Source organism: Paenarthrobacter nitroguajacolicus, from assembly GCF_007786235.1.
Lineage (GTDB): Bacteria > Actinomycetota > Actinomycetes > Actinomycetales > Micrococcaceae > Arthrobacter > Arthrobacter nitroguajacolicus_A.
In genome coordinates this window covers 242214-268673 of the sequence record NZ_VNFK01000001.1, presented here as the reverse complement: position 1 = coordinate 268673, position 26460 = coordinate 242214, and the positions used below count along the sequence as shown (strand labels likewise).

Annotated in this window: 26 protein-coding genes; 17 read left to right on the top strand and 9 right to left on the bottom strand. The window is 62.6% G+C overall.

Annotated features, from left to right (window positions below; genetic code table 11):
• Positions 1-331 precede the first annotated feature (331 nt).
• The 5 genes from FQP90_RS01205 to FQP90_RS01185 are packed head-to-tail and all read left to right on the top strand — an operon-like array spanning position 332 to position 6673.
• Positions 332-2395 (top strand): beta-galactosidase, encoded by a 2064-nt coding sequence (locus FQP90_RS01205; protein ID WP_144647883.1) that lies wholly within the window; start codon positions 332-334, stop codon positions 2393-2395.
• A gap of 9 nt (positions 2396-2404) precedes the next feature.
• Positions 2405-3385: an ABC transporter permease gene (locus tag FQP90_RS01200; protein WP_144647881.1), complete on the top strand. Its 981-nt coding sequence runs from the start codon at positions 2405-2407 to the stop codon at positions 3383-3385.
• Positions 3379-4311, top strand: coding sequence for a carbohydrate ABC transporter permease (locus FQP90_RS01195; protein WP_244296419.1), 933 nt, complete (start codon positions 3379-3381; stop codon positions 4309-4311). The genes FQP90_RS01200 and FQP90_RS01195 overlap by 7 nt, the downstream gene beginning before the upstream one ends.
• A gap of 5 nt (positions 4312-4316) precedes the next feature.
• A complete protein-coding gene (locus FQP90_RS01190) occupies positions 4317-5966 on the top strand; it encodes an ABC transporter substrate-binding protein (protein ID WP_144647879.1) in 1650 nt (549 codons plus the stop codon).
• A 5-nt stretch (positions 5967-5971) separates the two neighbouring features.
• Positions 5972-6673, top strand: a complete 702-nt coding sequence (locus tag FQP90_RS01185) for a YesL family protein (RefSeq protein WP_144647877.1) — start codon at positions 5972-5974, stop codon at positions 6671-6673.
• Here the strand turns inward: FQP90_RS01185 and FQP90_RS01180 are convergent.
• From FQP90_RS01180 to FQP90_RS01165, 4 genes are all read right to left on the bottom strand, one after another.
• Entirely contained in the window at positions 6670-8007 is a 1338-nt protein-coding gene (locus FQP90_RS01180) for an amidohydrolase family protein (RefSeq protein ID WP_144647875.1), read from the bottom strand. The genes FQP90_RS01185 and FQP90_RS01180 overlap by 4 nt on opposite strands.
• A 143-nt stretch (positions 8008-8150) precedes the next feature.
• Positions 8151-8654 (bottom strand): DinB family protein, encoded by a 504-nt coding sequence (locus FQP90_RS01175; RefSeq protein WP_144647873.1) that lies wholly within the window; start codon positions 8652-8654, stop codon positions 8151-8153.
• Positions 8651-9082 (bottom strand): VOC family protein, encoded by a 432-nt coding sequence (locus tag FQP90_RS01170; protein WP_144647871.1) that lies wholly within the window; start codon positions 9080-9082, stop codon positions 8651-8653. Before FQP90_RS01170 ends, FQP90_RS01175 begins: the two co-directional genes overlap by 4 nt.
• Positions 9083-9118: 36 nt before the next feature.
• Positions 9119-9889 (bottom strand): SDR family NAD(P)-dependent oxidoreductase, encoded by a 771-nt coding sequence (locus FQP90_RS01165; RefSeq protein ID WP_167510390.1) that lies wholly within the window; start codon positions 9887-9889, stop codon positions 9119-9121.
• A 160-nt stretch (positions 9890-10049) separates the two neighbouring features.
• Between FQP90_RS01165 and FQP90_RS01160 the strand changes: the two genes are divergently transcribed.
• Entirely contained in the window at positions 10050-10739 is a 690-nt protein-coding gene (locus FQP90_RS01160) for a hypothetical protein (protein ID WP_144647867.1), read from the top strand.
• 49 nt (positions 10740-10788) lie between these two features.
• Here the strand turns inward: FQP90_RS01160 and FQP90_RS01155 are convergent, their stop codons facing one another.
• Together FQP90_RS01155 and FQP90_RS01150 are read right to left on the bottom strand one after the other, a co-directional pair.
• Positions 10789-11289 carry a GNAT family N-acetyltransferase gene (locus FQP90_RS01155; protein WP_144647865.1) on the bottom strand — a complete coding sequence of 167 codons (501 nt, stop codon included), beginning with the start codon at positions 11287-11289 and terminating at the stop codon, positions 10789-10791.
• A 134-nt stretch (positions 11290-11423) separates the two neighbouring features.
• Positions 11424-13769, bottom strand: coding sequence for a glycoside hydrolase family 3 N-terminal domain-containing protein (locus FQP90_RS01150; RefSeq protein ID WP_144647863.1), 2346 nt, complete (start codon positions 13767-13769; stop codon positions 11424-11426).
• 200 nt (positions 13770-13969) lie between these two features.
• Between FQP90_RS01150 and FQP90_RS01145 the strand changes: the two genes are divergently transcribed.
• The 4 genes from FQP90_RS01145 to FQP90_RS01130 are packed head-to-tail and all read left to right on the top strand — an operon-like array spanning position 13970 to position 17860.
• Positions 13970-15076, top strand: coding sequence for a Gfo/Idh/MocA family protein (locus tag FQP90_RS01145; protein ID WP_144647861.1), 1107 nt, complete (start codon positions 13970-13972; stop codon positions 15074-15076).
• Positions 15077-15101: 25 nt separating this feature from the next.
• Positions 15102-16064, top strand: coding sequence for a PmoA family protein (locus FQP90_RS01140; RefSeq protein ID WP_144647859.1), 963 nt, complete (start codon positions 15102-15104; stop codon positions 16062-16064).
• A 1-nt stretch (position 16065) separates the two neighbouring features.
• A complete protein-coding gene (locus FQP90_RS01135) occupies positions 16066-16812 on the top strand; it encodes a cupin domain-containing protein (protein WP_144647857.1) in 747 nt (248 codons plus the stop codon).
• 25 nt (positions 16813-16837) lie between these two features.
• A complete protein-coding gene (locus FQP90_RS01130; RefSeq protein WP_144647855.1) occupies positions 16838-17860 on the top strand; it encodes a LacI family DNA-binding transcriptional regulator in 1023 nt (340 codons plus the stop codon).
• 18 nt (positions 17861-17878) lie between these two features.
• Here the strand turns inward: FQP90_RS01130 and FQP90_RS23545 are convergent, their stop codons facing one another.
• On the bottom strand, positions 17879-18286 hold the full coding sequence (locus tag FQP90_RS23545; RefSeq protein WP_244296417.1) for a hypothetical protein: 408 nt from the start codon (positions 18284-18286) through the stop codon (positions 17879-17881).
• 267 nt (positions 18287-18553) lie between these two features.
• On the opposite strand from FQP90_RS23545, the gene FQP90_RS01120 reads away from it, so the two are divergent.
• Positions 18554-19291 (top strand): GAF and ANTAR domain-containing protein, encoded by a 738-nt coding sequence (locus FQP90_RS01120; RefSeq protein ID WP_144647853.1) that lies wholly within the window; start codon positions 18554-18556, stop codon positions 19289-19291.
• 96 nt (positions 19292-19387) lie between these two features.
• On the opposite strand, the gene FQP90_RS23210 is transcribed toward FQP90_RS01120, so the two are convergent.
• Entirely contained in the window at positions 19388-19921 is a 534-nt protein-coding gene (locus tag FQP90_RS23210) for a TetR/AcrR family transcriptional regulator (protein WP_167510389.1), read from the bottom strand.
• 286 nt (positions 19922-20207) lie between these two features.
• Between FQP90_RS23210 and FQP90_RS01110 the strand changes: the two genes are divergently transcribed.
• From FQP90_RS01110 to FQP90_RS01095, 4 genes are all read left to right on the top strand, one after another.
• Positions 20208-21572, top strand: coding sequence for an MFS transporter (locus tag FQP90_RS01110; protein WP_144647849.1), 1365 nt, complete (start codon positions 20208-20210; stop codon positions 21570-21572).
• Positions 21573-21834: 262 nt separating this feature from the next.
• Complete coding sequence (locus FQP90_RS01105; protein ID WP_144647847.1) at positions 21835-22830, top strand: NADP-dependent oxidoreductase; 996 nt, start codon at positions 21835-21837, stop codon at positions 22828-22830.
• A gap of 29 nt (positions 22831-22859) precedes the next feature.
• Entirely contained in the window at positions 22860-23714 is an 855-nt protein-coding gene (locus FQP90_RS01100; protein ID WP_144647845.1) for an alpha/beta fold hydrolase, read from the top strand.
• A 12-nt stretch (positions 23715-23726) separates the two neighbouring features.
• Positions 23727-24329: a TetR/AcrR family transcriptional regulator gene (locus FQP90_RS01095; RefSeq protein ID WP_144647843.1), complete on the top strand. Its 603-nt coding sequence runs from the start codon at positions 23727-23729 to the stop codon at positions 24327-24329.
• Positions 24330-24342: 13 nt separating this feature from the next.
• Here FQP90_RS01095 and FQP90_RS01090 read toward each other — a convergent pair whose 3' ends face one another.
• Positions 24343-25530, bottom strand: coding sequence for a TerC family protein (locus tag FQP90_RS01090; protein WP_144647841.1), 1188 nt, complete (start codon positions 25528-25530; stop codon positions 24343-24345).
• A gap of 182 nt (positions 25531-25712) precedes the next feature.
• Here FQP90_RS01090 and FQP90_RS01085 point away from each other — a divergent pair, with 182 nt between their 5' ends.
• Entirely contained in the window at positions 25713-26156 is a 444-nt protein-coding gene (locus FQP90_RS01085) for a hypothetical protein (RefSeq protein ID WP_144647839.1), read from the top strand.
• A complete protein-coding gene (locus FQP90_RS01080) occupies positions 26153-26458 on the top strand; it encodes a winged helix-turn-helix domain-containing protein (RefSeq protein WP_144647837.1) in 306 nt (101 codons plus the stop codon). Before FQP90_RS01085 ends, FQP90_RS01080 begins: the two co-directional genes overlap by 4 nt.
• Positions 26459-26460: the final 2 nt, after the last annotated feature.

Below are 26460 nucleotides of genomic sequence, written 5' to 3'. Positions count from 1 at the left end.
ACCGCCGGAACTCTGCGACCCCGCCGTTCCTAGCCGGTGTTCTCGCACGCTTCCCGCGTTATCGGGGCGACCTGGAGAAAACATAGTCCGATAGTTTCCAAGACAATCCGGAAAGTTAACATCACCCTGTGGCTCCCTCGCCCGTCAGTACAGTGATTCCGGGCTCGTAAACTCCCAGTCATGCGAGCAATTGCGCGGATTGGCTGACCTCTGGTTGCTCTGAATTTTCCGATACCGACCTGTTGTTATTGCGTAAACTTTACGATAGTTTCTCTCTGTGATGTGAGTCGCACTGCGGTGCAGGGCGACGACGGCCGAGTGAAGGACAACGATGACCATCCACCCTGAGGATTTGCGGACTGCCGAGGCGCGGCTGCAGCAATTGCATCAACGAATAGGCGGCATTGCGTACGGCGGGGATTACAACCCCGAGCAATGGCCGCGCGAAGTATGGCTCGAGGACGCCAAGCTCATGCAGCAGGCGGGAGTGAACCTGGTGACCTTGGCGGTCTTCTCATGGAGCCGTTTGGAAACCAGCAACGGCGTTTTCGACTTTGGCTGGCTGGACGAGGTCATGGACCTGATGCATCAGCACGGCATCGGGGTGGACCTGGCAACGCCTGATGCTGTCCCTCCGGCTTGGCTGGTGGAACAGCATCCGGAGATCATGCCCGAACGCCCGGACGGAAGTATCTTCGGATTCGGTTCCCGCCAACACTTCGATGTCTCCCATCCTGTGTACCGCGCCAAGTCGCTGGTCCTCGCCGAGAAAATGGGGGAGCGCTACGCCAGCCATCCCGCACTCCGCATGTGGCACGTGGGCAACGAGTACGGACCCACGTCTTATGGACCGTGGGCGGAGAAGGCCTTCCGGGAATGGTTGCAGCGGAAGTACTCCACTTTGGATGAACTGAACGAAGCCTGGAGCACTGCAGTCTGGGGCCAGCTCTACTCGGACTGGAGCCAAGTCCGAGTCCCCGCCCAGCCCCGCACATGGTCCAACCCGTCGCGTCGGCTGGATTTTCATCGCTTCACCTCAGACAGCATGCTGGAGCACTATAAGGCCGAGCGGGATATCCTCCGGCGCCACAGCCCGGACCTGCCGATCGTCACCAACTTCATGCGCTTCTACAAGACCAACGACTACTGGGCCTGGGCAGCCGAAGAAGACGCCGCCGCCCTGGATATCTACCCGGACCCGCGTGAAGAGGACGCGCATATCGCTGCTGCCTTGAACTTCGACCTCATGCGTTCCCTCCGCCAAGGCCAGCCGTGGATGGTGATGGAACAGGCCACCGGTGCCGTCAGCCAGTGGTCCGTGAACGTGTCCAAGCTTCCCGGCAAGATGCGCCTGGGTTCCTATCAAGCCATTGCGCAGGGCGCGGACTCGATCCTCTTCTTCCAATGGCGTCAGGCCAAGGGCGGGACTGAGCGCTACCACTCGGCCATGGTGAACCACGCCGGACCCAACACCCGCATCTTCCGCGAAGTTTGCGAGCTGGGGCAGGAGCTCAAGACGCTGGGCGACGTGACGGGCACCCGGTCCACAGCCAAAGTGGCCATCGTTTTCGACTGGGACTGCTGGTGGGCGCTGGAGTTGGGCAACTCGCCGCGCTCGGACCTGAACTACGCCCAGGAAGTCCTGCGCCTCTACCGCCCGCTTTTCGACGCCAACATCACCGTCGATTTCGTCAATGCCAACAGCGACTTGTCCGAGTACAGCCTGGTGATCATGCCGGCGTCGTACCTCCTCACGGACCAGGCCGCCGAGCGATTCGAAAGCTACGTGACCTACGGCGGTCGGCTGGTGGTCTCGTATCTGTCCGGGATCGTGGACCAGGACAACACCATCCGCTTGGGCGGTTACCCGGGTGCGCTGCGGAAAGTGCTGGGCGCCTGGAGCGAGGAAATGCACCCGCTCGCCGGGGATGGCGAGCAGGTGAAACTGTCAACGCTCGACGGCGGCACCTCCTCCGCGAGCTACTGGACCGAGCATCTGCACGCCGAAACGGCGGAAGTCCTGGCCAGCTACTCGTCCGGTCGGTTGGCGGGCGCGCCGGCCGTCACACGCAATTCATTCGGTCAAGGCATGGCACTGTACCTGTCGGCGCGCGTCGAGGACGGCCTGCTGGCGCAGCTCCTCCACGACGAACTCCGGAGCGCCGGTGTGGAGCCGGAACTGAACGCACCCACGGGAGTCCAGGTCCGCCGTCGTACTGGCTGCAGTGCCGACGGCACCAACAAGAGCTTCCTCATGGTGCTCAACCACAACGACGCGCCGTCCAGCGTGGACGTCCTCGACGGCGGCACGGACCGGATCAGTGGACGCACGGTTCAGGGGGCGGTCGAGCTCCCTGCGAACGGCGTCCTGATCGTCGACGAAACAGCAGGATAGGCGGGGACCATGGCACTACGACTGGATGTTCCACCCAAGGTGGTTCCGGGCACCGAGGCAAGCACAACGAAAAAACGTCGCGACAAGCCCGGGAGCTGGAAGCTGGCGATCAAACGCGACTGGCGTTTGTACACGCTGTTAGCGCTGCCACTGCTGTACCTTTTGATCTTCAGGTACCTGCCCATGGCCGGTAACGTCATTGCATTCCGCCAATTCCAGCCCGGCGGCAGTATTTTCGGCGAGAAGTGGGTTGGCCTCAAATACATCACCCTCTTCATCAACGATCCCAGCTTCTGGCAGGCATTCCAGAACACCATCATCCTGGGTGTCCTGACGTTGGTTTTCTGCTTCCCGATGCCCATCATCTTCGCGCTGATGCTCAACGAATTGAGGTCGCAGAAGTTCAAGAAATTCGTACAGACCGTGGCCTACCTGCCGCACTTCATGTCCGTGGTGATCATCGCCGGCATGATCCTGCAGAACTTCTCCATGACGGGCACCGTAAACCAGATCGCGGAGTCACTGTTCGGCACCACCGTGAACTTCACGCAGGACCCGGGATGGTTCCGGCCCATGTACATCAGCTCGGAGGTTTGGCAGACCATGGGCTGGGGAGCCATCCTCTACCTCGCCGCGCTGACGCGGGTGGACGAGTCCCTCTATGAGGCGGCCCGGATCGATGGTGCCAACCGCTGGCAGCAGACCTGGCACGTCACGCTTCCAGCCATCCGCCCCACCATCATCACGTTGCTGATCCTGAATATCGGCACGTTCATGGCGGTGGGCTTCGAGAAGATCCTCCTCATCTACAACCCGCTCAACTTCGCGACCTCAGACGTCATCTCCACCTACCTGTACCGGGTAGGCCTGGAATCCAGCAACTTCAGCTACGCGGCCGCCATCGGAATGTTCGAATCCGTCATTGGCCTCACGCTGATCCTCTCAGCGAACGCGGTTTCCAAGCGCCTCGCAGGAACGAGCCTGTGGTGAACAAGACAGCTACTGCCAACAAGGGTTCTGCAGCCCAAGGCGTCCTCCTGAAGGACATGCAGGTTTCGCGCGGCATGCGGATCTTCCGGGTCTTCAACCTGGTGTTCCTGCTGCTGGTGGTGTTCCTGACGGTGTATCCGTTCCTGAACATCATTGCCCAGTCGTTCTCCAGCGAAGGGTTCATCAACGCCGGGCAGGTGAACCTGTTCCCGATGGGCTTCAACACCGAGACGTACAAGTTGATCCTGGCCGACTCCACCTTCTGGAACAACTACGGAAACACCGTCCTGTACACGGTGGTGGCAACGGGCATTTCCATGGTCCTCACCACGTCCTTCGCCTACGCGATCGCCAAGAAGGACCTCAAGGGACGCAGCCTGTTCATTGGACTCGCCGTGTTCACCATGTTCTTCAACGGCGGGCTGATCCCCAACTACGTGCTCATCAGCTCCTTGGGCATGAGGGACTCCATCTGGGCCGTGGTGCTGCCGAATGCCATCAGCGTGTTCAACCTGCTCATCATGAAATCGTTCTTCGAGAACATGCCCCGCGAACTGGAGGAAGCAGCATCGATCGACGGGCTCACGCAGTACGGGATCCTCTTCCGGGTGGTGCTGCCGCTCAGCAAAGCGATCATGGCCACCATGGTGTTGTTCTACGCCGTGGCCAACTGGAACTCCTGGTTCCAGGCCTTCCTCTACCTCGATAACCCGGATCTCTTTCCGGTCACCATCTACCTGCGCAACATGATCGCCGGAGTCACCACAGCGGGCTCAGCCGGCGGCACAGCGGAAAACGTCGGTCAGATCGCCGCCAACATCCAGTCGGTCACCATCGTCCTGACCGTCATCCCCATCCTTTGTGTCTATCCCTTCGTCCAGAAGTACTTCTTCTCGGGCGTCATGCTCGGCTCCGTCAAGGAATAAGCCTTATGAAAGGAAACCCCATGATTCACACACGAGAGTTCCGCCGCCGGGACTTCCTGGGACTCGCTTCCGTTGTCACTATCGGACTGATGATGACCAGCTGCGACTCCGACACCTCCGAGAAGGTGGATACGTCCAAGTCCCGCAACGGTGCGATGGAAAGCTTCAAGGTAGGAGACACGTTCAAGGCGACGGTGCCGCTGACGTTCACCTTCTTGTTCTCCGACCAGCCCACGTATCCGTACAAGAAGGACTGGCTGCTGTTCACCAAGATGGCCAGCGACAACAACGTCACCCTGGAACCCACCATCGTTCCCAACAGCGATTATGAGCAGAAGCGCAGCCTGCTCATCAGCTCCGGCAGCGCCCCGGAGATCATCGCGAAGACTTACCCGGGCCAGGAGTCGGCGTTTGTGTCCGCCGGTGCCGTGTTGCCGGTCAGTGACTACGTGGACCTGATGCCGCACTTCCAGGAGAAAGTGAAGAAGTGGAAGCTCGAGCCTGAAATTGAAGCGCTGACCCAGGAAGACGGCAAGTACTACGTCCTTCCCGGTTTGCATGAGGAGCTGTGGCCCGACTACTCGCTCTGTATCCGGAAGGATGTGCTGAAGAAGGAAGGTTTGTCCGAGCCCGCAACGTGGGAGGAGTTCCGCGACGTGCTGCGCGCCCTGAAGAAGGCCTACCCGGACCTGGTTCCCTACTCCGACCGCTTCAAGGGCGATAGCGTCTTGAACATCGCCGGTGCGGCTTTCGGGACTGTGGCCGGCTGGGGCCTGGTGGATGGACTCCAGTTCGATGAGGACAAGAAGGAGTTCGGCTTCGCTGCAGGGTCGGGCAAGTTCAAGGACTTGGTGACGTACTTCAACTCGCTGGTGTCCGAGGGTTTGATGGACCCCGAAAGCTTCACCCAGACTGACGATTCCGCCATCCAGAAGTTCGTATCAGGCAAGTCGTTCGTCATCAGTGCCAACTCGCAGAACGTCATCACGTACCGCACCTCCATGGAACAGTCCCTGGGCAAGGGCAATTTCGAGATCGGCAAGATTACCGTCCCCGGAGGGCCTGCCGGCGATGTCATCGGCGGCACCCGGCTGGAGAACGGCATCATGCTGAACTCGTCCGTGAAGGACAAGGACAGTTTTGTGGCACTGATCCAGTACATCGACTGGTTGTTCTACAGCGATGCCGGGCAGGAATTCTCCAAGTGGGGCGTGGAAGGCACCACGTTCACCAAGGACGGCGGCAAGCGCAAACTCGCTGCCGACATCAACTTCCAAGGACTCAACCCGGCCGGTACCAAGGACCTGCGAGTGGACTACGGCTTCTCCGGCGGCAACTTCGCCTACGGCGGCGCCACGGAACTGCTCCACTCCACATTTAACGAGGAAGAGCTGGCGTTCCAAAAGGCCATGAAGTCCAAGAAGCCGCGCCCGGTCGCCCCGCCGGTGCCGTTCAACGACGTCGATCGCGAACAAGCCACGTTGGCGCTCACCCCGCTCAAGGACCACGTCAAGCAGAACACCCTGAAGTTCATCACCGGACAGCGCAGCCTCAGCGAGTTCGACGCCTACGTGAAGGAACTCGACAGCAAGGGCCGGACAAAATACGTTGAGCTGGCCAACAAGGCCTACAAGGCGTACGCGGACAAGAAGTAGTACTGATGGCAGGCAGGAAGCCGGAATACGGGTCCGGACCATTATTCAAAGCAGCCGGAATTGTCTACGGCGTCATGATCGGCGATGCATTGCTGGTACTTTCCAACGTGCTGGTGGTTCTGGTGCCAGTGCTGGTTGGCGTGATCGGTCCTGTGGCGCTACTGGGTTTTGTGCTGGTCGGACCCTCCGTTGTGGCTTCCTGCTACGCCTTCAATCGGCTCCTGTCAGGCGAGGACAGTGGGGTGTTCCACGACTTTGTGAAATCGTATCGGAGCAACTTCGGCCAAGCAGTGGTGGTGTGGTTGCCCTACCTGCTGTTGCTGGCCATCATCGGCTTCAACCTGGCTGTCCTGCCTGGATCCTTGGACGCCGGTCTCCTGACCGCAGCACGAACAGGACTGGTGGGGCTCGCGCTCATGGTCTGCACCGCAGCCCTGAACGCGATGCTCCTCCTGTCCCGTTTCACCTTCAGGACACGTGACATCTACCGCTTGTCCCTTTACGCCTTGGGGGCCCAGAGGCGGGTGTCCCTGGGCAACGCCGGAATCCTGTTTGTCACTGCCTTCGGCTTGCTGATGACCACGGCGTGGTTAATCCTCTTTGCCGGCGGGCTGGTGGCGTACCTGTTCTGCCTGAATTCCCGGCCCTTGCTGGCGTTCGTTGAGGGCAAGTTCACGGTGCCCGCTGGGCCTGCAGCGGCCGGCTAGAGATTCGTCCGCACCACAGCTCCCTGTGCGATGACAGTGCTGACCTTCTCCAGCGCTGAACCATCGGTCAGGGGATCGGTGTCAACCACCACGACGTCGGCCATTGAGCCGCGGACCAAGCGTCCCACGTTGTCGCCGCGTCCAAGCAGGCGGGCGGCGTTGGTGGTGGCGGCCTGCAGTGCTTCCAGGGGTGTCAGCCCCGCTTCTGCGAGCAACCGGGCTTCTGTACCGATCGGTGTCACATCCGTTCCGAACGAATCGGTTCCGGCCACGATCGTGACACCGGCATCCTTGGCTGCCCGAACAGCGGCCTGCAGGATCGGCGTGTATTCCTTGCCGCGGGCGGCCAGGATGGGATTGGTGGAATTGGCCATGCTGGTGATCGCATCCATGGTGGGCGTGAAGAATGTACCCCGCCGGGCCATATCGTGGATGGTCTTCTCCGTCATGAAGACGCCGTGCTCGATGCTCCGCACACCGGCACGGACGGCGCCGTCAATGCCCTCTGCGCTATAGGCATGGCAGAGGACGCCGGCGCCCTTGGCTGCCTTGACGATGGCGCCGATCTGATCCACGTTGTACACCAGCTCGCGGGGGTCCTGCTCGGGAAGGCCTGCGCGTGGGTTGGCGCGGGTCTTGATGACCTGGGCACCCCGCTTCAGGTTCACTCGGGTGAGGTACGCCAGGTCCTGGGGCTCCTTGACGCCACCGCTCAGTGTCGCCAAAGGTGCCAGATCCGGATCGGCCAGGAGGGAGTCGCCCTGATCCGGCGAAATGAACAGGCCCGCTGGAGTCATCCTCGGTGAGAGGCCGGGCGCCCACGACGGCAGGGCGGCCAGGGCAATGTCCTGATAGAAGGTACTCGAACCGCTGCGGACGCTGGTGGCACCGCCTTGCAGAAGCGCGCGGGCGTCGGCCAGCGCATTGGCGTGGACGTGTGCATCGACGAGTCCTGGAAGCACCCATCTCCCCGAAGCGTTCAGCACCCGGGCACGTTTGGCGACCGCGGCCACGGCTTTTCGGGTCTCGTCCCGGCTTCCGACCGCGGTGACTTTGCCGCCATCGAGAACCACCACGGCGTCGGACACAGCGCCGCCGGTCTTCGGATCCACCACGGTTCCACCCTCGATGATCACTGCCTGGGTGGGCAGCGGCCTGCCGGGATAGTTCGGTCCTGACTGCGGGCTGTCCGCAAGGGCCGACGGCGCTGAGGCCAGTTGGGCAGCGATTCCGGCTACGGAGATTCCTGCCAGTGCGGCGGCTCCGGCGAGGATACCGCGACGAGGCAGTTCACCTTGTGGTTTGGGGGCTGAGGCGTGGTCGTGAAGGCACATCTTTGTACTCCTGGGGAACGAACGGCTGGCGCCGTTGGGGACGAGCGTTCAGCTATTTGGTATTCCAGAATGCCCTATTGCAAAGCCTTCAGGCAAGTATTTATAGACGTGAGGCTCGAATGCTTCTATTTGGTATGCCAAAGCTAGGAGTCTGTAGTTGTCACTTGTTCCCGCAGGATGTCCGCATGTCCGCAGTGCTGCGCCAGTTCACGCAACATATGGAGGTAGACCCATCGCAGGGGGAGTGGGCCGCGGCGGTTGCCCAGCACGAGGTCGTCGAGTCCCAAATGCGCGGCAGCCCGGCGCGAGGCCTCGCACGCCTCCATATGAGCCGCCTGGATGCTGGCAACAGTGTCATCGTCGTTCAGGATGAATGAATCGTCGGGCGTGGCTGGGATGCCAATCTCCGCACGGGACCTTTGGGTGATGGCTTCGTCAAACCAGACCTTCTCCACGAAGATGGCGTGCTTCACCAAGCCCAGGAGCGTCGTACGCGAGGGGACCAGCCGCCGTCGTGCCTGTTCTTCGGTGAGCCCGTCCAGGCTGGCGTTCAGAGCCCTCCGGTGCTCGTCCAGAAAAGTGTCGAATTGCGCACGTGCATCCTGGTTGATGACGTCGTCGGCGAAGGTCGGAGGGAAGCCGCTCATCCGAAAGCCACGGTCCCGTCGTCGTTGATCTTCCAACCGGGGTTGTGCGCAATTTCCCAGACGATGCCGTTCGGGTCCTTGACATGACCGTGGAAGATACCGCCGAAGGCGCCGGCCTGGGCGGGCTTCACCACAGTGGCACCCGCCGCCACCAGCTGATCGATGGTGCTGGACACTTCCGCGGCGCTTGCCACGTTGTGCGAGAGTGTCACCCCGCTGACGCCGGCCGTGGGCGTAACGCTGTTGAGGTCCTGATCGAACTTTTCGGCGTCGAACAGCCCAAGCACCAGGCCCGGCGCGACGTGGAAGAAGATGATCTCGCCGGGCACGTCCATCAGCGGATCCCAGCCCAGCCCGTCCTTGTAGAAGGAACGGGCGTGGCCGAGATCCGCCGTGGCGAACGTGATGAAATGCAGTCGCTGGTCCATACCGGACATGCTAGCGACAAGGTACGACGGCGGCGCTCAGCTCAGGTGCTGACGCGCACCGTTAAGGTGGGTAGCCGGGGCATCGAACAGCGCCGAAACGTGATCACCCAGTTCGCTGACGTGGGTGTAGCCGGGGAACTTGCGGTGCGGTGCAGCTTCCCGCATGGCGTCGTCCAGGAGGGCCTTAACGACGAAGACCACGGCGGCGGAGGTCTGCTCCTTGGGTTCCGTTTTGTGGCCTGACTGGGCCTGGTGGAAGCCATCAGCGACGCCGAGGACCCAAGCTTCGGAGGCGGCCTTAATGGCTGAGTAGCTGGCGCCGGAGGCCGTGGGGTTGGCTGCGGCAGTAGCCGAGACGATGGCCAAGCGTCCCCGGGGAGAGGATTCCAGATCGGTGTAGAACGCGCGGGACGTGTTCCGGAGGGTCGTCATGATGCTGGTGTGAAGCACCTCCCAGTCCTCGTCTTTCTGTCCAACGATGCCTTCGCCGCCGCGCCAACCACCCACAAGGTGGATCAGCCCGTCCACGCTTCCAAGCTCGGCGCGCACCGACTCAGCCAGATCCTGCACCGCTGCCGCGTCCGCCAGGTTGCAGGTGTAAGGCACCACGTGGTGGTGGTTCCCGGCCTGCGCTTGGAGGCGTTCGGCGTCGAGGTCCACTGCAGCAACGTGAGCGCCCAGTGCCGCAAGCGACGCCACCACGGCCTGGCCGGCAGCGCTTGTTGAGCCGGCAACCACAACGGTGAGGGGTCGGTTGGCGGGCGTGTTGGCAGATGCCACGTCATTGTGGTCATTCGAAGTGGGCAAGGTGTGTCCTTCCAAACGGTGATCATGGTCAGAAGGAGCTTACCGAGCGGCATCGAATGCTTATGCTCCGATTACCCGAGAGTAAGAATCTTTCATGCTGAGACAAGAGGTGGCGGGCTAAGGACTCCCGACAGTGGGGCTCAAGTGGGAGGATGGATCAGTGGATTCCCTCTTCGACTTCCTTGGCAGTTACTGGTGGCTCATCTTCCCCATCGGCGGTATGGCCGGCGGTTGGGCCAGGTCGTGGTCCAAGGCCAGCGAGGAGCGCCACCGCCGCAAGGTTGAGCTGCTGAAATTGCGGAACCAATTGGCGGTGCACGAGGAAGCCAACCAGGCGGAGGTGGTCTCGCTGATGGCTGCGCACGACTCGGTGAATCACCGGTGGCTGGATTACGAGCTGGACGTAGGCAACCTCATTGATTTCCCGCTCATGACCGACGTCCGTGAGCCCCTCACGGTTGCCTTCCTGCGTGCCAAGAAAGAAGCCGACGGCCTGCGTCCCGAAGCGGCGGAAGACATTTCGACGCCGGCCCGCCTGGCTGAGTACCGGGCCGCCGTGCACAGCTACGAACTCGCTTTCGATGTTGCCGAGCGGGAGGCCAGGCGCATCAAGGACGGCAACTTCTCCGGTCCTGAGCGGCAACGGCTGGCAACAGCCAGGAAGCTGCTGCGCATCGCAGAGGATACCGCCGCCACCCCGGCCGAACGTCAAACGGCATATAAACGGGCCCGCAAGGAACTCGATGGTTTGATCGTCCTGCCGGAGGCAACGGTTGCCGCGCTGGAGAGCAAGATCATCAGCATGTTGGACACCCGCAAGGACCCGGACACGGACGTGAAGTTCGCTTGATGCGCAGCTGCGTACAAAAGTCCGTACCTTCGCATCCCGCTTTGGGTGGCTAACGGAGCTTGACGCCCATCACGGTCCGCACCATCGTCCCCGCCACGTCGTCTTCGAGGTGCCGCATTCCGATCCGTTCAGCTACCCGTCGCGAAGCCATGTTGTCCGGGTGAATGATGGCCACCAGGCGACCCGCCCCCACCACATCCCGGGCGTACTCCAGGCAGGCCAATGCCGCTTCCGTGGCATAACCGCGGCCCTGAAGCTCCACGCGCACGTGATAACCGACCTCCAGCTCCAACCGGCCATTGACGTTTTGCCACGTTAGCCCGCAGTCGCCCACGAATTCGCCGTCGTGCGTCTCCACGAGCCACAACCCGTATCCGTGGCGGGCATAGTTCGCCTGGTTCCACTCGATCCAGGCGGTTGCTTCATCCCGGGTTTTCGGCGCCGGGTAAAACGTCATCACCTCGGGATCTCCGAGCAAAGCGCTCATCGCTCCGAGGTCGGGGAGCGTCATCTCGCGGAAGCGCAGCCGGTTCGTAGGGTGGGGAAGCATCTCCGAAGCCTACCTGCCGCTGAGCTGTGCCTTCACTACCTTCTTTGAACCCTGCCGGGCCACTTAGCAACCAAAATAGGCTGACTTTGGGCCTTGTGGAAGCCAAAGTGGGTGGTGGCGGCACAGGCCGGTGGTTAGCCCAAGCCGCGCACCTCCACCGGGGTCAGCATTTCCCGCTCGAACCCCACAACACGCCGAGGCCCGTGCAGGATGACCTCGTGGGAAGCAGCATCGGAAGCACTGGATGTGCAGACGTGCAGCTTCACCAGCCCGGGCGTCACCACGCGCTGAAGGTCCAGCCCAGTGAAAGACGTGCGGTCGGCGTGAACCACAAAATCGACGACGGCGGACGCGCCGGCTTCCAGCTCGACGCGGGCGTAGCCGATCAGCTCGCGGACCGGACGAACCACTTCGCCCACCGGATCTTCCATGTACAACTGGACGATCTCGGCTCCGCTGCGGGATCCGGTGTTCGTGACCGTACAAGCGACGGTGACCGAGTCCGACGTCGACATCGTGGGAGTGCTGCATTGGTGATCCGACAGGTCGAACGTCGTGTAGGACAGGCCGTGCCCGAACCCGAACAGTGGCGAGGGGTCCAATGCGCTGACTCCGCTGGGCCCGGCGAGCTTCGAATGCAGGTACGTGCCTGGCTGGCCACCGGACGTTCGCGGCACCGAGACGGGCAGCTTCCCGGAAGGATTGACGACGCCGGTCAGTACGTCCCAGAGCGCCTCGCCGCCCTCTTCGCCCGGGAAGAATCCCTGAACGATCGCGTCGGCACGGTCCACGAAGTCGCCCAGCGCGTAGGGCCGGCCGCTGAGTACCACCACCACGGCCCGGGTCCCGGAGTCGGCGCAGGCCTTCAACACACGGTCCAGCATCCGGTGCTGGTTGCCCGGAAGGCGGAGGTCGGCGGCGTCGTTCCCTTCGCCCGAGGTGCCCCGACCGAACAGTCCAGCATTGTCACCCACCACCACCACGCACGTCTCCACAGCGGAAGCCACCTGGCAGGCCTCAGCAATCTGTTCCTCCGTGGCTGACTCACAATTGCCCGTGACGGACGTGGCCACGGAGCCGAACCGCTGAGCAGCAACCGCCGCCACCGAAGGAACAGAAATCCCCATGGGGACGTCAGGGTGCGACGCTCCCACGTGGGCATCGAAGGAGTAGCAGCCCAGCATCGCGAACGGGTCGTCTGCCAGGGGCCCGACAACAGCAAGGGAGCCGGACGCGGGCAACGGCAGGGAGGGAGTTCCGTCAAAAGTCCGGTTGCTCAGCAAAACCAATGACTGCGCCGCCAGTTCACGAGCCAGCGCCCGGTTGTCCAACGGATCCAAGTCAATCGGGCCGGACAATGCCGGCGGAACAGCGGAGAAATCTGCGGACAACAGTCCCACTTGGGCCTTCTGCGTCAAGACCCGCCGCAACGCCTCGTCAACAACGGACTCGTCCAGCCCGCCTTCGCGGATGCGACGCAGCAGCGGCTCACCAAAGCAGTTCACAGTAGGCAGTTCAACGTCGACGCCGGCACTCAGGGCCAGCACGGCAGCGTCACCGGAGTCCGCGGCAACGCCGTGGGTGACGTCCAGGAACGCGACGCCGAAGTAGTCCGCCACCACCGTCCCGCCGAAGCCCCAGTCCTCACGAAGCAGCCCGGTCAGCAGTGCGCGGTTCGCGGCGGCCGGTACGCCGTCGACGTCGGTATAAGCGTGCATCACCGAACGGGCGCCGCCGTGGCGGAGCGCCATTTCAAACGGCGGCAGCATGACGTCGGCGAGTTCGCGGGGGCCCATGGAGACGGGTGCGTGGTTGCGGCCGGCCTGGGAGGCGGAGTAGCCGACGAAGTGCTTGAGCGTAGCGACGATTCCCGTGGACTCCAGGCCCTGGACGTAAGCGGTGGCCACGGTTCCCACCAAGTAGGGGTCCTCACCGATGGTTTCCTCCACGCGTCCCCAGCGGAGGTCGCGGACAACGTCCAGCACGGGAGCCAAGCCTTGATGCACGCCGAGGGACCGCATGCTGGTGCCAATCCTGGCGGCCATCTCCTGCACCAGTTGGGGGTTGAACGTGGCACCCCACGCCAGCGGCACGGGAAACGCCGTCGCCTTCCAGGCGGCCAGCCCGGCCAGGCATTCTTCGTGGACCTGTGCGGGAATGCCGAAGCGGGAGGCAGCCATGATTTGCTCCTGCGCGGCGGCCAAGCGTCGTGCGCCCTCGGCCGGATCCACGGGAACGGTGCCATACATGCGGGTGATCTGGCCCAGCCCGTCGGCGATGATGTCGTCCCAGGAGCGCGTGTCTCCGGCCATCTGGCTTTGCAGGGGAGCAACGGAGTCGCCGTCCGTGGAAGCGTTGACCCAGACGCCCACCAACTGCGCGAGCTTCTCCTCGAGGGTCATTTCACGGATGAGGTGCTGGACGAGGTCCGACGCGGGAACGCGGGCAAGTGCTTGCTGATCGGCGGCGCCGGTGCTCACAGGCTTCTCCTTGGATTCTGCTGATGTTTTTTAGAAACTATCAGAAACTTGCATTTACTTTCTAGCCTTGAAAAGTGTTGATTTACGAACAGAATCTCCCTAGCGTTGACGGAGTGCCACGCAGAAGCGGAAGAACGGCACCGAGATAAATCCGAAACTTTCGGAACTTTCTACTCAAGAGACCTAACGGAGAGACGCGCATGCAGACGTACAAAGTGGCCATCGTGGGAACGGGCGGCATCGCAGCCGTCCACGCATCCAACCTGGCCCGCACCGACAACCGTGCGGAGTTGGTGGCCGCGTGCGACGTTGACGACGCACGCCTGCAGGCCTTCGCCGACGAACACGGAATAGCCGGGCGGTATCAGAGCCTCACCGAGCTGCTGGCTGAGGCCAAGCCAGACATCGTGCACCTATGCACCCCGCCGATGATGCACATCGACCAAGCGATCGAGTGCCTTGAAGCCGGCGCGCACGTGCTGTCCGAGAAGCCGCCGGCTCTCAGCTTGGCCGATTTCGACCGCCTCAACAATGCTCAAGCAAAGGGCGGCGCGCAGTTCTCCTGCGTCTTCCAGCACCGGTTTGGCGATGCCTCAGCTGCGGCCCAAACCCTGATTGGTGGCACGGACTTCGGCCGCCCGTTGGTGGCCCGCTGCGACACCCTTTGGTACCGGCCCGACGAATACTTCGACCTCCCGTGGCGCGGAACCTGGAAAGCGGAAGGCGGCGGACCCACCATGGGCCACGGCATTCACCAGTTCGATCTCCTCCTCCACCTGCTGGGACCGTGGGAAGAGGTGAACGCCATCGCGTCACGGCAGGCCAGGGCCACGTCCACCGAGGACTTCTCCGCTGCGTTGGTCCGCTTCGAAAACGGTGCCGCAGCTACGGTCATCAACTCCTTGCTCTCGCCGCGCGAAACCTCGGACATCCGGGTGGACTGCGAATTCGCCACCATTGAACTCAGCCACCTCTACGGCTACGGCACCAAGGACTGGACCATCACCGCGGCACCCGGACACGAGGACACTGTGGCATCCGCATGGGCTGGACAGCCGTTGGAGCGGGGAAGCGGCCACTCCGCCCAGTTCCTGGCAATGTATGACGCGCTCGACGCCGGATTGCCGCTCCCAGCCGGCGCGGACTCAGCGCGGCAAACACTGGAGTTCGCTGCCGCGATTTACGCCTCCGCCTTCACCGGCCAGCCCGTGCGTCGCGGAGAAATCGTCCCCGGCCACGCCTTCTACGAGGGAATGGACGGTGAGGGCCGCGGCACCCGCGTCCTGGCCTCCTCAGCCCGTGCCTGATTCCACACCCAACAGGAGTACCCCAATGACCACCACAGCGCAGCCCACTCTGACCGACACCATTACCTATGCCGACGACGGCCGCTCCCTGACGTTCACCGTCGGAACCCGGGACATCGCCACCTATACGTACCTCCCCACCGATGACCAGTACGAAAGTCCTCGCCCGTTCTTCCACCCGCTCACCACCTTGGAAGGGGACGATGTCACCATTTCCAGGCCGTGGGACCATGTCTGGCACAAGGGACTTTCCTGGGCACTGCCCAACGTGGGCGAACACAACTTCTGGGGCGGAGCAACGTATACCCGCCAGACCGGCTACGCGAACCTGGACAACAACGGGGCCATGAGCCACCAGGCCTTCACCAGCATCGATGACACCGGCAAAGGCATCACCGCTGCAGAAACACTGCTCTGGACCGGGCAACCCTCCGAAGCCGGGCAGGACGGCCGGCCCCTCATCGCCGAGAAGCGCAGGTTCGGCATCCAGCTCCTTCCCACGGTCAACGCGTGGGCACTCCTCTTCGAAACAGAGATGAGCAACGTGTCCGGGGCCGAGATCGGCATCGGGAGCCCCACCACCGAGGGTCGGGACAACGCAGGCTACGGCGGACTGTTCTGGCGTGGGCCGCGTTCGTTTACGGGCGGCGAGTTCCGCTCCGCGGCCGGGACAGGCGCCGACGAATTCATGGGCACGCGTTCAGAGTGGATCGCCTTCACCGGTCAGCACGATGTCACGTGCCGGAAGTCCAGCATCCTGTTCGTCGAGGACCAAGCCAACCCTGGTGCCTCCAACCAGTGGTTCGCCCGCTCCTCCATGTTCGCTTGCCTCGGGTCGGCTCCATTCTTCAGCGAAGTAGTCCCGCTCAAGGAGAACGAACCGCTCACGTACCGGTACGCCGTCGTGATTGCTGACGGTACTGTCCCGGAAGAGCGCGCCGCAGCGCTCGCGGACGCCGCCAAGGCTGCACTGGAGGGCTGGGCCTGACATGTGCACCTCATTCCCGGGAGCCACGGCCGTATCCGAGGTCAGTATCTACGACTGGCCGGGGGCGGATGGCGCAGCCGGCGGCTCACCGCACGTGCATACCGCGTCTACGGAGGCCTATGTGGTGCAGCAGGGGGCTGGCCGCTTGGAAACCCTGGACTCGCGAGGGTTCACCTCCACGCCGTTGGCGCCCGGAACGGTGGTCTGGTTCACGCCCGGTACCGTCCACCGCGCCATCAACGACTCCGGCGATTTGAAGGTGCTGATCGTCATGCAGAATGCCGGGCTTCCCGAGAACGGCGACGCGGTAATGACCTTCCCGCCCGAGCACCTGGTGGACGTCGACGCTTATGCGCGTGCTGCGTTTCTTCCGTCCCGGAATGCCGACGGCGGTGACGCGGCGGCGGAAGCAGTTGCGCGCCGTCGTCGGGACCTGGCTTTGGAGGGTTATCTGGCGCTGAAAGCCGCTGTGCAGGAGTCAGGTGTCGGGGCGCTCGCGGAATTTCATGCCGCGGCCGCGAAGCTGGTGAGCGGCAGGACCGGAACCTGGCGCGATTACTTGGCTGGGGGCGCCGAGCGGCAGGCGGACCTGACAGGGCGGCAGTTGGAGTCTCTCGAATCCATGGAAAGTTTCTACTTGCAGGACGCGAGGACTACGATGGGCGAACGGAAAACCCGCAGGATCTACGGCATGTGCGGCCGGATCCAGGCGTGGGAACTTTCCGAAACTGTCGTCGCCGGGACCTGATTCCCGGCTTGAAAGGTGGGGACCCATGGTGACCAAGCAGGACTCGGGACGGGCTACGATCAGCGAGATAGCCCGGGAGGCCGGCGTCTCGGTGCCCACGGTGTCCAAAGTCCTCAACGGCCACGCCCACGTCGCCGCCGCCACCCGCGCGAGGGTTGAAGAAATCATCGCCAAGCGCGATTACGCCCGCCGGCCAGCCAAACGGCGCCAGAAGGCCGGACTTATCGACCTCGTGTTCCCGGGTATGGGCTCGGAATGGGCATGCGAGATCATCGAAGGCGTGGAGCGCGTTGCCCAGGAAGCCGGGTACGGCACAGTGGTCAGCAGCCTCTCCCTGGACGGCTCGCGGATCCGCCCCTGGCTGGCGAACCTGGCTGAGCGAAAGTCCGACGGCGTGCTGCTGGCCGTGTACGAACTGGACTCGAAGCAGATCCAACGCATCAAGTCGCTCGGCATACCGGTGATCCTGATCGATCCCGTGGGGCAGCCTGGGCCCGACCTCATGACCGTTGGTGCGGCCAACTGGGACGGAGCTTTCTCGGCCACGGAGCACCTCTTGAAGCTCGGCCACACGCGAATCGGCATGATCGGCGGCCGCGAGGATTTGCAGTGCAGCAGTGCCCGCGAAGACGGGTATCTTGCGGCGCTGCGCCGTGGCGGGGTTGAGGTTGATCCTTCGCTGATGGTGCCCGGCGACTTCTCCACCGAGTCGGGAGCGCGGGGGACCGAGGCTCTCTTGGCACTGCCCGAGCGGCCCTCTGCGATCTTCACCGGCAACGACGCTCAAGCGTTGGGCGCCTACCGGGCCGCTCGCTCCGCGGGGCTGCGGATCCCCGAGGATCTCTCGATCATCGGCTTCGACGATATCCCGGCCGCGGAGTGGATCGAGCCCGGCCTCACCACCATCCGTCAACCGGTGGTGCAGATGGCCGAAACCGCCATGCGCGCACTGCTCCGGCACCTTGAGGGCGACGAGGAGTTGCCGCAGCGGATCGAGTTGGGAACTGAGCTGGTGGTGAGGGGCTCGACGGCGGCGCCTGCTGCTTAGTCTGTTTTGGTGCGCCGCTTAGCTGCGGCCCATGCTCGTTGACGGGTCGCCGCCGCCTTCAGAGGGATCCGCGCGCAAGTCGTCCGGGTCGCCACTCGGAAGTCCAGCTGGACCCGCGACGTCGCCCTCGGCTTCGGGGGTGTCGTCGCTCATGGGGCGAGTTCCGCCGTCGCCATCTTGCGTGCGGGACTGTGTTCCGCCGTCGGGTTCTCCGGGCGCGCGGTGACGACCAGCGGGCGGAGTGCGCTCCTGGGACAGGTCCTCGTCCATGGCGTTGGACCCTTCGCTGATGGACGAGTGGACTTGGATGTCGTCGTCCTTTTCGCCCGGCTCGGGGACGCGCCCGTCGTTCACGGGGTCCGAGGTGCCGGCAAGATCTTCCATGGCATTCTCGGTGGCCTTGCGGATGCTGTCTTCTACGCCCATCAGATGGCTCCTTTGCACGAATGGCCCGCACATCGGGCCCGGATAACATAGTAAGCCTACTTAGTTATTGCCCCATGTGACACCACCTCGGGGTTTGACAACGCGGTGGTTTGCAGGTCTTGTGCCCGCAGGTCAACGCGTCCCGGGGCCAACTTTGTACCGTCGATCGTTGGGCGCTAAGGTATTTCCAGACCGTTTTGCAGAGGGCGGCAATCTTCGCTCCTTTGCTGTCTGCTGGGGACGCTTTTCAGTCAGTAGGAACGTGCCATGGTCAACCCCCGCCCCGAGCAGGAAGCTCTCCAAAATGGATACTTCCTGGATCTCGTTCTCGGCAGCGAAGATGTCGAGGCCTTTCTCAGCGACCTTGCTGCCTTCTCCGCAGAGAGTCTCTCCCACCCGGACGCCCCCATGTTTTGTGGCATTACCGTGCTGCGTCGGAAGAGGTCGGCTACGGCTGCCAGCAGCGATGAACGCGCCCGCGTGATGGATGAGCTGCAGAGTACCTACGAGGGGCCCTGTCTCACCGCCATGGACAAGCTCACATCCGTCCTGGTCCCGGACCTTCGTGGAGAATACCGCTGGCCGGATTACGTGGCGGCGGCAGCAGATCAGGGACTGCGATCCATCCTCAGTGTTCCGCTGCTCGTGGAAGGTGACACCCGTGCAGCGCTGAACCTGTATTCCGAGCAGACCAACGCGTTCAGCGACGACGATGTGGAGCGGGCCGAGGTCTTCGCCTCCCACGCTGCCAAGTCGCTTCGCCTCGCATTGAAGATCGCGCAGCTCAGCGACGCTCGGAATGACCTCGCGGCCGCCATGCAGTCACGCACCGTCATTGACCTCGCTGTCGGTGCGATCATGGCCCAGAATCACTGCAGCCAGGACGAAGCCTTCACCATTCTGCGCACGGCATCCAGCAACCGCAACATCAAGTTGCGGCATTTGGCGGAGTCGATCATCTCGGCGGTTTCCTCGGGGAAGATTACGACGCACTTCGAAGAGTAGGGGCGACTTTCTGCTGGATCATTCGCGTCAGCAATGCCCGGCAACGGCAAAAACGGGTGGGCGCCTCGGTATCACCCTGAATGATCCAGCACAAAGTCAACGCCGCAACGCACCCTCCCACACCAGTTTCACGGCGTTGCGCACGCGCTGCTGGGTTTCGGCCACCGATGCTGTATCTGGACGCGGCGGCCGCACCACGAACTGGTAGTAATAGAGCCCATTGATCAGGTCGATCATTGCCTCGACATCAACGTCGGGAGAAAGTTTGCCAGCGGAGATGCCGCGACGGATTTCCGCAGCGATCGGTTCACGGCGTCGCGACACATGCCGATCCCATGACAGTGCGCGGAGTTGGTCGTTCTCCAGGCCCATGGCAACGCGCTTCTTCACCAGCACGCCCACCCGGCCGTCAACGTCGATTGCGGCCTCCTCGTAGGAATTGAGGATGGTCTCCAGGGTGGTGCCCGCGCGCTTCAGCGCGATGCCTGTGCGAACACTGTCCAGGGCAGCCGCCAGAAGTTCCTCGCGGCTGCGCCACCGCCGGTACAAGGCGGCCCGGCTCACGCCTGAATGCTCGGTAATCGCGGACACCGTGACTTCCCGGGTGTCCCGTTCCAGCAACAGTTCCACCGTGGACGATAGGGCCGCGGACTCCAGTGCAGTGTCGCGGGGCCTGCCGGGGTGTCGTTCAACAACCCTGCGGCTTCTTCGTCGAGAACCCGGTCCGGCATGAGCCCGTTTGGGATGGGATGCAAATTTTGCTGGATCATCGCTGGCCGCACTCCTCCGTGCCCGCGGAATTCCGGGGCTTGTTCCTGAGCCAACCCGGATGATCCAGCAAAATGTCTCGCCCCTGAAAGTCCGCACTGCGGGCCCGTTTCGTGACCCGAGGCAACAATGGACCAGACTGGGTTGGGTGACCGCCAACAAACCCCGTCCCGGCCTCGCAATCGCCGCGCTGAGCCTCGGGACGGCGCTGAACCCGCTGAACTCGTCCATGATCGCCGTCGCGCTGGTGGTTCTGCGGGAGCACTTCGAACTCGACGTCGCCAGCGTTACCTGGGTGATCACCTCGTTCTACTTGGCGTCCGCTGCGGGGCAGCCCCTCATGGGCCGGCTGGCTGATCGCTTCGGCCCGCGTCGCTTGTTCATGTTCGGGATGGCGCTCGTTGCGGTCACGTGCGCGATCGCGCCGTTCCTGCCCAACTTCGCGCTGGTCTGCGTGGCCCGCGCACTCATGGCTGTGGGGACCGCGACGGCGTACCCGTCCGCGGTCGTCATGGTTACCGAACTGAGCCGGCTGGCTAACCTGCCGTCCACGCGACCGCTTGGCCGGATCCAGATGGCGAATACGTCCGCGGCCGCCGTTGGCCCGGTAGTGGGCGGCCTGTTGGTGAGCCTTGTTGGCTGGCAGGCCCTGTTCGCCATCAACGTTCCCATCGCGTTGCTCGCCATGATCGTGGTCTATAAGGCGGCGCCGGTGGATACAGGCCGGGAGACAGGTTCGCTTGGGACGCTGATCCGCGATTCCGACATTCCCGGCATCCTCGCGTTCGTCACCTCGCTCATGCTCGCCATGATGGCGCTGCTCAACGTGATGCCCGGCTACCGTTGGCACCTCCTGGGCGCGGCCACCGTGATCGGCGCGCTCTTCGCCTGGCGCGAGCTGCGCTTCCAGCCACCCTTCCTGGACCTCCGTCTACTCGGACGGAACCGGCCACTGCTGCTGGTCTATCTGCTGTTCGTCGTGTTCAGCGGCGTCTACTATTTCGCGTTCTTCGGCCTTCCGCAGTTGCTGCAGGAAGCAGGCCACTACGACGCCGGTGTGGTGGGCCTGCTGATGCTGCCCCTTGCGGCGTTGTCTGTGGTGGTGACGCCGCTGACCGTGCGGTTCATTGAGCGGTTCGGCGTGCGGTCCGTGCTGATCGCCGGGGTGCTGATTCTGACCATTGCTGCGGGGACGCTTGGCTTCCTGACGTTGACCTTGTGGGCACCGTTGGTGTTCGTGCTGGCCGCGTTGATGGGTGTGCCCTATGGGGTAGTTAGTACTGCGTCGAACCAGGGCCTGTACGTTTCTGCCCGACCCGAGGAGAGGGGGGTGGCGGCCGGAATCTTCCAGACCTGCCGCTACCTCGGCGCAATCACGGCCACCGTGCTGATCGGTGTGCTCTACGGCCCTGGTGTGAACCAGGCGAACTGGGGGCTTATGGTCCTGGTGATGCTCGGGCTCAGTGCCGTGGTGCTGGTGCTCGCGGTGATGTGGCGTAAGCCTGCGGTTTAAGGCTCCAGTGGGATCAGTAGTCCCACGGCTCCGGTGATCGAAAGGGCCGCGCGAGCATGATTGGCCGGTACTCGACCCCGCAGGAACTGATCCCAATCTTGACTCGGGCCGAGGGCCAACCGGTTATTGAGCGGCACATTGATCGCCATGGCTGAGGCGAATCCAAAAGCCATTTGGAAACATGGCTCGAGACTACCTTGACCAAATAACTGAGTGCACTCATAATTGAGTTAAGTCAGAAATCTAGTAAGGGAGAATCGACATGAAAGCCTTCGTCCTCACCCAGTACAAGGAACAGCTGCGGCAGATCGACGTACCTGAGCCTGAGCTCGGGAATCACGATGTATTGGTGGAAGTCCACGCAGCAGGCCTGAACCAACTGGACGAGAAGATCAGGTTGGGGGAGTTCAAGCAGATCCTCCCGTACAAACTGCCGCAGGTCCTGGGGCACGATGTGGCAGGCGTGGTTCTGCAGGTCGGCCCAGAGGTGCGGGCCTTCAAGGCGGGCGATGAGGTCTTTGCACGCCCCCGCAAAGACAGCATTGGCACGTTCGCTGAACGCATCGCCGTCCCCGAGGAAGACCTGGCCATCAAGCCGGCCACGATCAGCATGGAGGAGGCTGGCTCGCTCCCGCTCGTGGCCTTGACGGCATGGCAGGCGCTGGTGGAACGCGGAAACGTTGGCCCCGGCCAGAAAATACTCATCCATGCCGGCGCTGGGGGAGTGGGCTCCATCGCCATCCAGCTGGCCAAGTACTTGGGAGCCACGGTAGCCACCACGGTCAGCGCAGGGAACAAGGACTTCGTTCGTGAGCTCGGCGCTGACGTGGTGATTGACTACCGAACCGAGGATTTCGTGGAGATCCTTCACGACTACGACCTCGTTCTTGACAGCCTCGGCGGCGAAAATCTGGAGAGGTCCCTGAAGGTCTTGAAGAAGGGCGGCAAGGCCATCGGCATCGCGGGGCCGCCGGATGCCGGATTCGCCCGACAGTTGGGTGGAAATCCTGTGCTGGTGGGTGTGACCACCCTGCTGAGCTCGGGTATTCGCCGCAAGGCCCGCCGTCTGGGTGTGATCTACGAGTTCCTCTTCATGCGTGCCGACGGGAACCAATTGAGGGAAATTGCGGCGCTCATCGATGCCGGGGACATCAAGCCGGTTGTTGGCCGTGTGGTGCCGTTCGACCAGACGGCCGATGTCCTTGCTGCCTTGGAAAAAGGCGGCGTCCGCGGCAAGACCGTCGTCAGCCATCAGTAGCCAAACCACAAACCGACAGGACAAACATCATGAGTGAGCAGAACATCCAGGCAAGCGGGTACCTGAACGTACCCGCTAAGACAGTGACGGCCGACGGCATCAGCTATGCGTACCGGGAGATGGGGCCCAAGGGCGGGGTTCCGGTGGTCTTCCTGATTCACCTCGCCGGGACCATGGACAACTGGGATCCGCGCATCATCGATCCCATCGCGGCGAAGCACCACGTGATCACCTTCAGCAACCGGGGAGTGGGCGCGTCCACTGGTAGCGTTCCGGACAGCATAGAAAGCATGGCCGACGACGCCTCCACCTTCATTCATGCACTCGGCTATCAGAAGGTGGATCTGTTCGGCTTCTCACTCGGTGGAATGATCGCCCAGTCGCTGGTCCTCAAGCACCCATCCTTGGTTCGCAAGCTGGTGCTGGCCGGTACGGGTCCTGCCGGTGGGGAAGGCATCCAGAAGATCATCGGAACCACCTACTACGACATGCTCCGCGCCACCCTTACCCGGCAGGATCCCAAGGAGTTCCTGTTCTTCAACCGGAACGCCGCCGGTAAGCCGGCCGCGCGAGCCTTTATCAATCGGCTCAAAGAACGCACCACCAACCGTGAGGCGCCCATCAAGCTCCAGGCGTTCCAGACGCAACTTAAGGCCATCAGACGGTGGGGGCTGTCGCCGTCGGCCGATCTGGGCGTCATCACCCAGCCGGCGCTGATCGCCAACGGGGATAACGATCGCATGGTGCCGTCAGTGCTTTCAAGTGATATGCACCGACGGATTCCCGGCAGCGAACTGGTCATCTACCCCGATTCCGGACACGGTGGCATCTTCCAGTTCCATGACAGGTTCGTCCCTGCAGTCCTTGAGTTCCTGGGCCGCTGATACGGTAGCTGAATGCAGCCTGCGCCCCAGACCCTTGGCCGACGCGAGCGGAACAAGCAGGAAAAGCTTGACCGCATCACCGCCGCCGCACGAGAGCTTTTCACCCAATACGGAGTGGACGAGGTCACCACCCAGCAAGTGGCGGAGAAGGCCGACGTCGGATCGGGAACCTTGTTCCTCTACGCCAAGACCAAGGCGGAACTGCTGCTGCTGGTGCACAACATGAAATACGCTGAGGCGCTCGCCTCGGGCGTCGATGCTGCTTCCACGGAAAAGGCTGTTCTCGACGCAGTGATGGCCATCATCACTCCCATCGTTGAGTGCAATCGAGTCCAGATCGAGAACGGCCGAACCTACCTGAAGGAAATCGTCTTCGGAGATCCCGCCGAGCCGCACCATGCAGAGGCGCTGTCTCTCACCATTCGCACAGAAGAAGCCATCGCCGAGGTCCTTGGTAGGGACGAGGCTCTGGTTGCCCGCGATCCGTCGAAGCTGGCACGGATAGTCTCCTCCATCATGTTCGTCAGCATGTCGTCGTCGGCCACCATGGGACTCACGGACGCCCAGGTTGGCGATGAGATCCGGGATCAGATCAGCGTGCTCCTGGGCGCCTGACCTCGAACGGGGACTAGCGGTTGAGGAACGCCTCGTGCTGGCGGTGCGCTTCCTTCACCTGCTCGCGGATCTTCTCCACGTCCTTGGCCTTGTTCCGATACTTCAGCGGCATCTGGACGATCTGCGCCTCTTCCGCTGTCAGTGCGCGGTAGATACGCTCGCGCTCGTTGGCGTCGGCGGTGTAGTCGAGGTCGAGGTAGTCCACCGCGTGACGGCGGGCGTTGTTGATGGCCGTCTGGGCCTTGCCCGCTGGGCTGATCAGTGAGAGCACCACGGTGACGACCAGGACGCCGATGATGACGCTCAGGGAGAGCCCGGTGGTGATCTCGATGACGTTGACGTGTTCGCCACCATTGATGAACGGAAGGTTGTTCTCGTGCAGGGCGTGGAGGATCAGCTTGACGCCAATGAAGGCGAGAATGGCTGCCAGGCCGTAGGAGAGGTAGATGAGGCGGTCCAGCAGTCCGTCGATCAGGAAGTAGAGCTGGCGCAGGCCCATCAAGGAGAAGGCCGTCGCGGTGAAGACGATGAAGACGTTCTGGGTGAGGCCGAAGATTGCCGGGATGGAGTCGAGCGCGAAGAGGATGTCCGTGCCGCCGATGGCCACCATCACCAGAAGCATGGGAGTCAGGGCCCGCTTGCCGTTGACGACGGTGAAGAGCTTGTCGCCGTCGTACTTGTCCGTGGTGTGGAAGAGCCTCTTGGCCAGACGGATGATGAAGTTGTTCGCTTGGTCGTCGCCATGGCCGTCCGGCTTGAGCAGGTTGCCTGCCGTGAGCAAGAGGATGAGTCCGAAGATGTAGAACACCCAGGCGAACGAGTTGATCAGCGCCGCACCAAGGAAAATGAAGCCAGTACGGGCAATCAGCGAGAACACGATGCCGAAGAGCAGGACCTTCTGCTGATCTTCACGCGGCACGCGGAAGCTCGCCATGATGATCAGGAACACGAACAGGTTGTCTACCGACAGGGCCTTCTCCGTGATGTAGCCGGCGAAGTATTCCGAGCCCATTTGGGCCCCGCCGAACACCAGGACCAAGATTCCGAAGACCACCGCCAGGCCAACGTAGATAGACGACCAGATGGCCGCTTCCTTCAGGGACGGGACGTGTGCCTTCCGGATGTGGAAGAAGTAGTCGAAGGCCAAGAGCGCCAAAATGACGACGATGGTAATACCCCAGATAAGGGGAGAAACGGTCATGTGATCCTGCTTTCGTGAGGCTGGGGCGTGTAACTCACCGAGGGTCAAAAACTCTTGGGTCCAAATTTACCGGGACTGGTGGGGTGGGTGGTAACTAGGTGGCCGAATGTTTGGAAAGTACTTGACAACATGGAAAGTACTTTCTAGTGTTCATTTACTGATCATTCAACTTTGGGGGAACCATGAACGAGACCACAGGCAACTTGTCAGCAGCTGAAGCACGCGAACTCCTGGCCAAGGCAGACTCACTCGGCGCAACGTCAGTCAACGCGGCTGCCTGGCCTGTGGCCGTGATGTTCACCAGCCTCGCGATCATGGGTTCCCTGCTGATGATCGGGATGCACATCGTCCTCCACACGGGGTACGGCGCGGCCCTTCTGGCCTGCTCGGTGGGAGCTTGGGGTGCCATCACCGCGTGCGTCTGGCCCATGTTCCAAAGGTCAACAAAAGCCGGGTACACCAAACGGTTCCTAACGTCCCTGATCGCCTACTTCGGCCTGTACGTTGTGGCGCTCGTTTGCGGAGCCTACTTCTTCCCGAGTGGCAACCTCTGGTTCTTCATTCCGGCTGCTGTTGCCTTGGCTGCCATCGGCATGGGTGCCGCGTTCCGCGAGCTGCGCGCATGAGCACGCCGGCCGAACACCCGCGCCACAAGCTCAATGAGCTGGTCCATTCACCAGTGCGGTTTTCCATCATGGCCGCGCTTGCTAAGGCAGAGTCGCTGGACTTCAAGGACCTGCGCGATGCAATCCAGGTCAGCGACTCCGTTCTGAGCAAGCAGCTCGCGATTTTGGAGAAGGCCGAGTTCGTGAAGATCAAGAAGAGCTTCGCCGGCAAGATGCCCAGGACGTCCGCAAGCCTGACGGCCGCAGGGCGGGACGTGTGGGCAGCGCACCTGCAAACGCTGCGGGAAATTGCGGGCGGCTGACC